9 protein-coding genes are annotated in these 9,620 nt (G+C 68.9%); 3 read left to right on the top strand and 6 right to left on the bottom strand.

From position 1 onward, the window contains the following. Positions 1 to 245: phosphonate C-P lyase system protein PhnG (locus ACT6XY_RS07645; protein WP_444747738.1), on the bottom strand; the 245-nt coding region annotated here is incomplete at its 3' end. 93 nt (positions 246 to 338) lie between these two features. Between ACT6XY_RS07645 and phnF the strand changes: the two genes are divergently transcribed. Continuing rightward, positions 339 to 1,109, top strand: coding sequence for a phosphonate metabolism transcriptional regulator PhnF (gene phnF / locus ACT6XY_RS07640; protein ID WP_444747737.1), 771 nt, complete (start codon positions 339 to 341; stop codon positions 1,107 to 1,109). Between the two features lie 37 nt (positions 1,110 to 1,146). On the opposite strand, the gene phnE (ACT6XY_RS07635) is transcribed toward phnF, so the two are convergent. From phnE (ACT6XY_RS07635) to phnC, 5 genes are all read right to left on the bottom strand, one after another. Then, the gene (phnE, locus tag ACT6XY_RS07635) at positions 1,147 to 2,028 is read right to left on the bottom strand and encodes a phosphonate ABC transporter, permease protein PhnE (RefSeq protein ID WP_444747736.1); all 882 of its coding nucleotides are present in this window, start codon (positions 2,026 to 2,028) and stop codon (positions 1,147 to 1,149) included. Continuing rightward, positions 2,025 to 2,921, bottom strand: a complete 897-nt coding sequence (gene phnE / locus ACT6XY_RS07630; RefSeq protein ID WP_444747735.1) for a phosphonate ABC transporter, permease protein PhnE — start codon at positions 2,919 to 2,921, stop codon at positions 2,025 to 2,027. The genes phnE (ACT6XY_RS07635) and phnE (ACT6XY_RS07630) overlap by 4 nt, the downstream gene beginning before the upstream one ends. Positions 2,922 to 2,930: 9 nt before the next feature. After that, positions 2,931 to 3,845 carry a phosphonate ABC transporter substrate-binding protein gene (gene phnD, locus ACT6XY_RS07625; RefSeq protein WP_444747734.1) on the bottom strand — a complete coding sequence of 305 codons (915 nt, stop codon included), beginning with the start codon at positions 3,843 to 3,845 and terminating at the stop codon, positions 2,931 to 2,933. 68 nt (positions 3,846 to 3,913) lie between these two features. Beyond that, a complete protein-coding gene (gene phnD / locus ACT6XY_RS07620) occupies positions 3,914 to 4,831 on the bottom strand; it encodes a phosphonate ABC transporter substrate-binding protein (protein ID WP_444747733.1) in 918 nt (305 codons plus the stop codon). 39 nt (positions 4,832 to 4,870) lie between these two features. After that, complete coding sequence (gene phnC, locus ACT6XY_RS07615) at positions 4,871 to 5,674, bottom strand: phosphonate ABC transporter ATP-binding protein (protein ID WP_444747740.1); 804 nt, start codon at positions 5,672 to 5,674, stop codon at positions 4,871 to 4,873. A gap of 221 nt (positions 5,675 to 5,895) precedes the next feature. Here phnC and ACT6XY_RS07610 point away from each other — a divergent pair, with 221 nt between their 5' ends. Together ACT6XY_RS07610 and ACT6XY_RS07605 are read left to right on the top strand one after the other, a co-directional pair. Continuing rightward, complete coding sequence (locus ACT6XY_RS07610) at positions 5,896 to 6,510, top strand: chloramphenicol acetyltransferase (protein ID WP_444747732.1); 615 nt, start codon at positions 5,896 to 5,898, stop codon at positions 6,508 to 6,510. 167 nt (positions 6,511 to 6,677) lie between these two features. Further along, positions 6,678 to 9,383, top strand: coding sequence for a bifunctional acetate--CoA ligase family protein/GNAT family N-acetyltransferase (locus ACT6XY_RS07605; RefSeq protein ID WP_444747731.1), 2,706 nt, complete (start codon positions 6,678 to 6,680; stop codon positions 9,381 to 9,383). Positions 9,384 to 9,620 lie beyond the last annotated feature (237 nt).

Genomic DNA, 9,620 nt, shown 5'->3' with positions numbered 1-9,620 from the left:
CCGTCGGGCAGGGCGACGGCGGCGCGCGTCACGGTGGCTTCGCCGAGGTTGAAGGGGGCCCCGTCGCCGCCGACGCGGCCACGCACCATGACGAGGCCGATCTCCGGGGCGCGCAGCACTTCGGCGCGGTCGCCGGCCATGGCGTCCAGGGCCGCGAGCTCGCCGACGGTCGCGCGGGCGACGGTCGCCATGGTAGCCTTGCGGGCGCTTTGAAATGAATCGGTGGGTTCGTGGCGATCTGTCATGATTTGTATATTCGTCTAGACGATTATGGTTTTATGACAGTTCGGGCCCTGGGGCAAGCAGCGTGATGCGCCGGGGCCGATCGGGTGACGGGGATGATCCGCATATCGGCCGCCGGCCGTGACACGCGGATGACGGGAGGGCCGATGCTGGCGAGGGGCAGGGGAGTGACGGTCTGGCGGCAGATCGCCGAGGCGATCGAGGCCGAGATCGCCGGAGGCGGCCTCGTGCCGGGCACGCGCCTGCCGACGGAGGCGGCGCTGACCGAACGATTCGGCGTCAACCGCCACACGGTGCGCCAGGCGGTGAAGTCGCTGGTCGACAAGGGCCTCGTTCGGGTCACCCAGGGCTCCGGCACCTATGTCGAAGCCAAGCCCCTCTCCTATCCGATCAGCACGCGCACGCGCTTCTCCGAGATCGTCGTGGGGCAGGCGCGCGACCCCGCCGGACGGCTGCTCGGCCACAGGCAGGCCGGCGCCAGCCTTGAGATCGCCGAGGCGCTCGACCTGTCGCCGGAGGATCCCGTCGTCCTCGTCGAGAGCGCCCATTTCGCCGATGGCGTGCCGATCTCGTGGGCGGTGGCAGCCTTTCCGCTGCCGCGCTTCGCCGACGTGCCCGGGGTCTACGGCGCGACCGGATCGATCACCGCGGCGCTGACGGCCTGCGGCGTGCCCGACTATCGCCGGGCCTCGACCCGCATCGGTGCGGCGGTGGCCGATGCCACCGACTCGGCCCGGCTGGAGATCGCCGAGGGGCGGCCGGTCCTCGTCATCGACAGCATCAACGTCGATCCCGACGGCGTGCCGATCCAGTGGGCCCGCTCGCATTTCTGCGCCGACCGGGTGCGGCTGACCGTCGGCGGCTGAGGCGGCTGGGGCATCATCCCGATGCGCCGTTTCGAGACTAGGGCGCGGCGCGCTCGCCGATGAGGGCGAAGCGCAGCCGCGTCGAGACCTGGTCGATGATCGCCACGGTGACGAGGATCATCAGGATCAGCGCCGAGACGTGCTGGTATTCCAGCACGCGGATCTGTTCGGCCAGATGAAGGCCGATGCCGCCGGCGCCGACGATGCCGATGATGGTCGCCGAACGCGTGTTGCTCTCGAAGAAATAGAGCACCTGGCTGCCGAAGATCGGCAGGACCTGCGGCAGGATGCCGAAGCGGATGCCGTGCAGCTTGCTGCCGCCGGTCGAGGCGATGCCCTCGGAGGCCTTGCGGTCAGCCGCCTCGATGGCCTCGGAGAAGAGCTTCGAAAACAGGCCGAAATTGGCGCAGAGCAGGGCGAGAACGCCGGCGAAGGGGCCGAGGCCGACCACGCTCACCCAGATCAGCGCCCAGATCAGTTCGTCGACGCCGCGGATCGTGTCGACGATGCGGCGGGAGAGGAAATGGACGACCGCATTCGGCACGACGTTCTTCGCAGCGAGGAACCCCACCGGCAAGGCCACCAGGGCTGCGGTAAAGGTGCCGAGGAAGGCAATGGCCACCGTTTCGGCCAGGGCATGCAGATAGACGAAGAACTTCGCCCAGGTGCCGGTGGATGGCGGCAGCATGAACCAGAGGAACTGGCCGAGCTTGCCGACGCCGGTGGCGAGCTTCGCCGCATCGAAGTCGAGCACGACGAGCCCATAGCCGAAGAGGCCCGCGAGCAGGGCGAGGATCAGGCCGGTGCGGATCCGCCGCATCGGCGAGGGGTGGAAGATCTCGGGATGGCGCCGCATCAGGCCGTCGCGGTCTGCGCGGGCGGCGAGGCGCAGCGGATGGTCGGTGGCCGGCATGGTCATGAGCGGTTGTCCATGCCGATGAGGTGATGACGCAGCCGCTCGGTGGAGAGGTCGATGATCATGACGGTGGCGATGATCAGGACCAGGATGGCGGAGACGTCGGAATAGTAGAACTTGCGGATGGCCTCGACGAGGTCCTGGCCGATGCCGCCGGCGCCGACGAAGCCCATGACGGCCGCGCCGCGCACGTTCACCTCGAAGCGCAGCAGCGCGTAGCTGGCGAAGTTGGAGAGGACCTGCGGCACGACCGCGAAGCGCATGCACTCCGCCCAGGTGGCGCCGGTGGCCGTCAGTCCGTCCACCGGCTTCATGTCGATGTTCTCCGCCACCTCGGCGAACTGCTTGCCGAGCGCGCCGAAGGTGTGGATGGCAATCGCCAGCACCCCCGGCACGGGACCAAGGCCGAAGGCGACGACGAAGATCAGAGCGAAGACGATCTCGGGAACCGTGCGGCAGAACTCCAGCCAGCGCTTGGCCAGGAAGCCGATGGTGGAATTGGGCGTGAGATTGCGGGCGGAGAGGAAGGCGAAGACGAAGCCGCCGACGGCGCCGGTGAGCGTGCCGACATAGGCGATGAGCAGCGTCTCCCAGAGGAGCTTCACCCACTTGTCGAAGCCCCACATCCATTCGACCACGTCGAAGAGGACGAAGCGGCCGGCGGCGGCGCCCTGCTCCAGGGTGAAGATGCGGCCGAGATAGTCGGTGAAGCGCCAGAGGTTTGTGAAGAAGGTGGTAGGGCGGACCTCCGCCACGATGCCGGCCACGACATAGGCGAGCGCGAACAGCGCGAGGCCAAGATAGAGCTGGCGCCGCTTGGCGGAGACCGCCTCGGCATAGGCGGTGCCGTGGGCGGCGAGCTGGTGATCGGGCAGGCGGGGAACGGCGCTGGACATGGGAAGGGTTCAGCTCCGCCGGCGACGCATCTGGTCGATGAAGCGCGAGAGATCGATCATCACCTGGTAGTCCTCGCTCCTGACGGGAACGTAGCTGGTTGCAGCGCCGTCGCTGATGCGCAGGAAGGCCTCGCGATCGGCCGCAGCGGCCTCGATGAAGGCGCGGCGTACCGCGTCCCTCAAAGCCTCGGGCGCCGTGCGCATCATGGTGATGGGCGAGCCGGGGATGAGGTCGGACTTGAAGATGATGCGGTAGTCCTCGGCGCGCGCCATGTTCTTGGCGGCCATGCGCAGGAGGTTCGATTCCCGTTCGGTGTTCCACCAGTTGAAGGCGGCGTCACAGGTGCCCTGGGCGAGGCCGATCACCGCGTTCTCGTGGCTGCCGGAATAGACGATCTTGCCGAAATGGGCCTCGGGGTCGATGCCGAGCTTGTTCAGGGCAAAGCGCGGCACGTTGTTGCCCGAGGCAGAATTGGGATCGACGAGGCAGAGGTTGCGGCCCCTGAGGTCCGCGAGGCCCTGGGCCGGATCGGCGGCGCGCACGTAGAGCACGGAATAGTAGCCGATCGCCCCCTGGGAGTTGGCCATGGTCACGAGCGGCTCGACGCCGTTCTGGGTGACGATGGCGGCCCGTGCATAGGCGGCCGGGCCCATATGAGCGAAGTGCACCTGGCCGGCGCGCAGGCTCTCGATCACCGCAGCGTAATCGCTGGCAACCCTGAGGGTCACCTTCACGCCGAGGGCCTTCGACAGATAGGCCATGAAGGGGGAGTAGCGGTCGAGGACGCCCGAGGAATTCTCGGACGGGATGATCGAGAAGACGAGTTCGGGATGGGTGCGGCGCCAGTCCTCGCCCTGCGCCACGGCGGGCACGGCGAGGGACAGGCTGGCGGCAAGGGCCAGGGCGAGCCGGCGCGAGAGCATGGCGGATGTCCTGGGAGGTCTTCGAACGAGGAGGGGCCCCCGCGCGGCGGGAGCCCCGGTTCATGCCGTCAGGAGCGGGCGCGGCGCATCTGGTCGACGAACTTCTGCAGCTCGACGACGGGGATGTAGTCCTGATGCGTCACCTTCTGGAAGCCGCGATCCTTGCCGTCGGAGAGACGGTCGAAGGCCGCCTTGTCCTTCTGCGGCGCCTCGAGGAAGGCCTTCATGATGGCGGCCTTGGCATCGGCCGGCAGCGAGGTGAGCCAGGCATAGGGCGAGCCGGCGATCAGGTCGGACTTGAAGATGATCTTGAAGTCCTCGTTGCGCACCATGCCCTTGTTGACCATGCGCGAGAAGTTGGAGTCCTGCTCGGAGTTCCACCAGTTGAAAGCGGCGTCGCAGGTGCCCTGAGCGACCGCCGTGATGGCGTTCTCGTGGCTGCCCGCATAGACGACGCGGGCGAAATGCTGGTCGGGGTTGGCAATGCCCATGCGGCTCATGGCGAAGCGCGGCACGTTGTTGCCCGAGGTCGAGTTGGGGTCGACGAGGCAGAGGTTCTTGCCCTTCAGGTCCTGGATGGAGGCGGCGGTGCTGTTCGCCTTCACGTAGAGCACCGAGTAGTAGCCGATGGAGCCGTCGGAATTGATCGTCGTGACGAAGGGCTCGACGCCGCCATTGGTGACGGTGTGGGCGCGGACATAGGAGGAGGGGCCGTAATATCCGAGATGAATCTGGCCGGCGCGCTGGCCCTCGATCACCGCGGCGTAGTCGTTGGCGATGCGCAGCGTCACCTTCACGCCGAGCTCCTTCGACAGGTAGGCGTTGAAGGGCGCCATGCGCTCGGTGAGGCCCGAAGCATTCTCGGCCGGGACGACGGCGAAGACGAGCTCGGGATAGCGACTCTGCCAAGTGCCCTGGGCGGAGGCGGCGACGGAGGCGAGGGGCAGGCCGGCGAGGCCGGCGACGATCTGGCGGCGGTCAAACATGGGATGGTCTCCGGGACCCGGGGTGGATGAGGGAATGCGTCAGGCGAAGGCCGCCGCTGCCGGCAGGGCAGGCGCGGGGACGGGCGTGTGGCCGTCGAGAACGTCGCCGGATTCGATGCCGTAGAGGTCGCGGGCGACGTCATCGGTGAGGGCTGAGGGGGTGCCGTCGAAGACGACGCGGCCCTGGGCCATGCCGACCAGCCGGTCGCAATAGGACCGGGCGAGGTCGAGGGAGTGCAGATTGCAGACGATGGTGATTCCGTAGTGGCGGTTGATCCGCTGCAGCGCGTCCATGACGATGCGGGTATTGCGCGGGTCGAGGGAGGCGATGGGCTCGTCGGCGAGGATGATCCGCGGCTCCTGCACAAGGGCACGGGCGATCGCGACGCGCTGCTGCTGGCCGCCGGACAGGCTCTCGGCGCGCTGGGCGGCGAGCGAGGCGATGTAGAACTGCTCGAGGGCGGAGAGCGCGACGGCCTTGTCCTCCGGGCTCCAGAGCTTGAGGAGGGAACGGGCCTGGCCGACGTGGTTCAGCCGGCCCATGAGCACGTTGGTCAGCACGTCGAGGCGGCCGACCAGGTTGAACTGCTGGAAGATCATGGCGCAGGACTGGCGCCAGTCGCGCAGCGCAGCGCCCGACAGGGCGGTGACGTCGCGTCCCTCGAAGAGGATGCGCCCCGAGGAGGGTTCCTGCAGGCGGTTGACCATGCGCAGCAGGGTGGACTTGCCGGCGCCGGAGCGGCCGATGATGCCGACGAAGGCGCCGCGGGAGACCTCCAGCGACACGTCGTCCACGGCGGTCTTCGCTCCGAAGCGTCGCGACAGTCCGTCGATCGTCAGCATCCGCCAGCCCTCGGTGAACAGCGAGTCGGCAAAGGACCGAGCCTCCGCCTTCCAGCGCTCTAGGCCAGCCGAATTACAGTCGTGTGACAGGTGACGTGCGGGACGGCGCCGGCCGAATTCTGGGGAATACACGATCGCCGTCATGCAGCCGTCATCATCACGTCATCCGTGGCGGGGACGTGCAGCCTTTCGCACGGACATGACCCAAGGATGTCGCCGCCATGAGCAAGCTCGGCCTCGAGCCCTCGATCCACCCCAGCGCCACCGTGCGGGACAGCCGGCTCGGCGCCTTTACGGAGGTCGGCGCCCGCACCGTGATCTCCGAGACGGTGATGGGGGACTATTCGTACATCGTGCAGGACGGGCAGATCGACATGTCGACCATCGGCAAGTTCTGCTCCATCGCCTCCCCTGTGCGGATCAATCCCGGCAACCATCCGATGGAGCGGGCGAGCCAGAGTCATTTCCTCTACCGCGCCTCCCGCTATTTCGACGGCGAGCCGGATGAGGCGGGCTTCTTCGACTGGCGGCGCTCCCATGCCGTGACGATCGGCCACGACGTGTGGATCGGCCATGGCGGCGTCGTGCTGGCGGGCAAGTCGGTCGGCACCGGCGCGGTGGTGGCGGCGGGCGCCATCGTCACCAAGGACGTGGCGCCCTACACGGTGGTGGGCGGCAATCCGGCGCGGGTGATCAAGCGTCGATTTTCGGAAGCGGTTGCCGAACGGCTGGAAGCGCTCGCCTGGTGGGACTGGGACCACGAGCGGCTGCGGCAGGCGCTGCCGGACTTCCGCACGCTGCCGGTGGAGGCTTTCCTCGAGAAGCATGGCGGCTGAGCCGCGTCGGCCTTTCTAGCGTCATGTGTGCGGTGCAGCATTGATCCATGTCGTCGCCTCGGAAGAGGCGATGACGGCGAGATGGCGCCGCCGGCCTTCCTGCGCCTTCGTCCTGTGCCTAGAGTGCGCCACCGGCCTCTGCCCCCACGCCCCGACGGAGACCTGCCATGTCCCTCTATCGTCTCGACCGGTTCTTCGCGCCGCGCTCCGTCGCGGTGGTGGGAGCCACCGACCGGCCACATTCCATGGGGCAGGCGCTGATGGCCAACATGGCCCGGGCGGGGTTCACTGGCGCGCTTCTGCCCGTCAACCCGAAGCACCGGACGGTCGCCGGCCTCACCGCCTACGATTCGCTGTCCAGCCTGCCGTCCGTTCCCGACCTGGTGGTCATGGCGACGCCCGGCCCGACCGTGCCGGCGCTGGTCGAGGAGGCCGCACGGCTCGGCGTGCCGGCGGCGGTCGTCATCTCGGCGCTGGACCGCAAGGGCTATGAGACCGCGAGCGGCCGGCTGGACGCGGCGGTGCGCGAGAAGGCGATCCGCCTCGTCGGGCCCAACTGCTTCGGCGTCATCGCGCCGCACGGCGGGGTGGACGCGAGCTTCGCCTCGCGCCGGACGCGGCCGGGATCGCTGGCGCTGGTGTCGCAGTCGGGCGCCATCGCGGCGGCGCTGCTGGAATGGGCGGAGGTGCGGCACATCGGCTTTTCCGGCGTCGTGACGCTGGGAGACCAGCTCGACGTCGATATCGGCGACTGCCTCGACTATTTCGCCGCCGACTATCGCACGCGCGCGATCCTCGTTTACATCGAGGCGATCAAGGACGTGAGGAAGTTCATGGCGTCTGCGCGCGCGGCCGCGCGCTCGAAGCCGGTCATCGTCCTGAAATCGGGCCGCAGCCTCGCGGCGGCGAGCGCGGCGAAGTCGCACACGGGCGCGCTCGCGGGCGCGGACGACGTCTACGCGGCCGCCTTCGCGCGCGCGGGCCTCGTGCGCGTCAACGATCTCGACGAACTCATCGCCGCCGCCGAGACGCTGTCGCGCTATCCCGCCTTCTCCGGCGACCGCCTCGGCATCGTCACCAACGGCGGCGGGCTCGGCGTCCTCGCGGTCGACGCCCTCGTCGACCACGGCGGCAGGCTCGCGGGGCTCGGCGAGGCGACGAAGGCGAAGCTCGACGCCGCCATGCCGCCGACCTGGTCGGGCGGCAACCCCATCGACATCATCGGCGACGCCGACGCCGCCCGCTACGCTGCGGCCATGGAGGCCGCGCTCGACGACCGCGACGTCGACGCGGTGCTGGTGATGAACTGCCCGACGGCGCTCTTGCCGAGCCTCGACGCCGCCGAGGCGGTGGCCGGCGTCGTCTCCGCCCGCAAGGCCCGCGGCGGGCGGATGAAGCCGGTCTTCACCGTCTGGCTCGGCGACCAGGAGGCGGCCACCGACCTCTTCGCCAAGGCCGGCCTGCCGAGCTATCCGACCGAATCGGAGGCGGTGCGCGGCTTCATGCACATGGTGCGCTACCGGCGCGGCCAGGACGCGCTGATGGAGACGCCGGAGAACGCCGAGATCGTCTCGCCGGGAGACCTCGCGGCGCTGCGTGCCGAGCTCGACGCGGCAGTGAAGGCCAGAAAACGCTGGCTCGACCCGATTCTCGTCGACCGCATCCTCACCGCCTACGGCATCCCCACCGTGCCGATCGCCGCGGCGGCCTCGCCAAGCGAGGCGGCGGACCTCGCCGAACTCTTCCTCAAGGCCGGCCAGGCCATCGCCGTGAAGATCCTCTCCCCCGACATCACCCACAAGTCGGACGTCGGCGGGGTCAGGCTCGGGCTCGCCACGCGGGAGGCGGTGGAGACGGCGGTCGCCGAGATGCTCGCCCGCGTCGCCGCCGCCATGCCGAAAGCGCGCATCGACGGCGTCATGATCCAGCCGATGATCCACCGCCCCGGCGCCATCGAGCTCATCGCCGGCCTCGCCGACGATCCGACCTTCGGCTCGGTGATGCTGTTCGGCCGCGGCGGCAAGGCGGTGGAGCTCATCAAGGACCGCGCCCTGGCGCTTCCGCCCCTCGACATGCGCATCGCTCGGGACATGATCGCCGCCACCCGCATCTCCAAGCAGATGGCGGGCTATCGCGACGTGCCGCCGGTGGACACGCCGAAGGTGGCGGAAATCCTGGTGCGGCTGTCGCAGCTCGCCGCCGACCTGCCCCAGGTCGCCGAGATCGACATCAACCCGCTGCTGGCGGACGCCTCGGGCATCCTCGCCCTCGACGCCCGCATCGCGGTCGGCGCGCCGAAGGCCAGGGGCCTGGTGCGCGGCGGCCACCCGCGCTTCGCCATCCGGCCCTATCCGAAGGAGTGGGAGCAGGATCTCGTCACCGAGAGCGGCTTCGCCTGCAAGGTGCGCCCGGTGCGCCCGGAGGACGAGCAGCTGTTCCGCAGCTTCTTCGAGCGGGTGAACCCGGACGACGTGCGCCAGCGCTTCTTCGCCCCGGTGAAGGAGTTCTCCCACGCCTTCATCGCCCGCCTCACCCAGATCGACTATGCCCGTTCGATGGTTCTGGTGGCCCTCGACCCGACGGGCGGCGACATGCTCGGCGCGGTCCGCCTGCATGCCGATCCGGACAACGAGAACGCCGAATACGCGATCTTCGTGCGCTCCGACCAGCAGGGCCGCGGCCTCGGCCTGTCGCTGATGAAGATGATCATCGCCTATGGCCGCAAACAGGGCACGCGGCGCATCTACGGCCAGGTTCTGGCGGAAAACGTCCGCATGCTGGCGCTGGCCCGGGACCTCGGTTTCCGCATCGGCGCCGACCCCGACGATCCCGCCCTGCAGAAGGTGGTCCTGGAGCTGGGGGAGGGGGGATAGATTTCGGCGCAAAGCCAGGCGCCGCCTGGGTTGGTGCGGAAAGTTATCCATCAGCGTTACGCTGCATGGTAGGATTTGGGCCAGGTTGGGGAGGTGCGCCGGGAGGGTGCCGGCGCGGTGCGGGACGCTCCTTCACCTCTGCTCTGGAGAAAGGTGGCACTGCTCATTCGTCGGGGCGTGCCACGTTCGCATGCCCCACCCTTACCCTGCCTGCTGGCGCGGGGAGGGGGCGCTCCA

Origin of the sequence: Phreatobacter sp., from assembly GCF_052440005.1 — a bacterium.
Lineage (GTDB): Bacteria > Pseudomonadota > Alphaproteobacteria > Rhizobiales > Phreatobacteraceae > Phreatobacter.
Note: the sequence above shows the minus strand (reverse complement) of the source record. Positions and strands in the feature narration are given on the sequence as shown.

Coding starts and splice junctions, on each gene's coding strand:
- phnF (WP_444747737.1), top strand. CDS start 339: ATGATCCGCATATCGGCCGCCGGCCGTGACACGCGGATGACGGGAGGG.
- phnE (WP_444747736.1), bottom strand. CDS start 2,028: ATGACCATGCCGGCCACCGACCATCCGCTGCGCCTCGCCGCCCGCGCA.
- phnE (WP_444747735.1), bottom strand. CDS start 2,921: ATGTCCAGCGCCGTTCCCCGCCTGCCCGATCACCAGCTCGCCGCCCAC.
- phnD (WP_444747734.1), bottom strand. CDS start 3,845: ATGCTCTCGCGCCGGCTCGCCCTGGCCCTTGCCGCCAGCCTGTCCCTC.
- phnD (WP_444747733.1), bottom strand. CDS start 4,831: ATGTTTGACCGCCGCCAGATCGTCGCCGGCCTCGCCGGCCTGCCCCTC.
- phnC (WP_444747740.1), bottom strand. CDS start 5,674: ATGCTGACGATCGACGGACTGTCGCGACGCTTCGGAGCGAAGACCGCC.
- ACT6XY_RS07610 (WP_444747732.1), top strand. CDS start 5,896: ATGAGCAAGCTCGGCCTCGAGCCCTCGATCCACCCCAGCGCCACCGTG.
- ACT6XY_RS07605 (WP_444747731.1), top strand. CDS start 6,678: ATGTCCCTCTATCGTCTCGACCGGTTCTTCGCGCCGCGCTCCGTCGCG.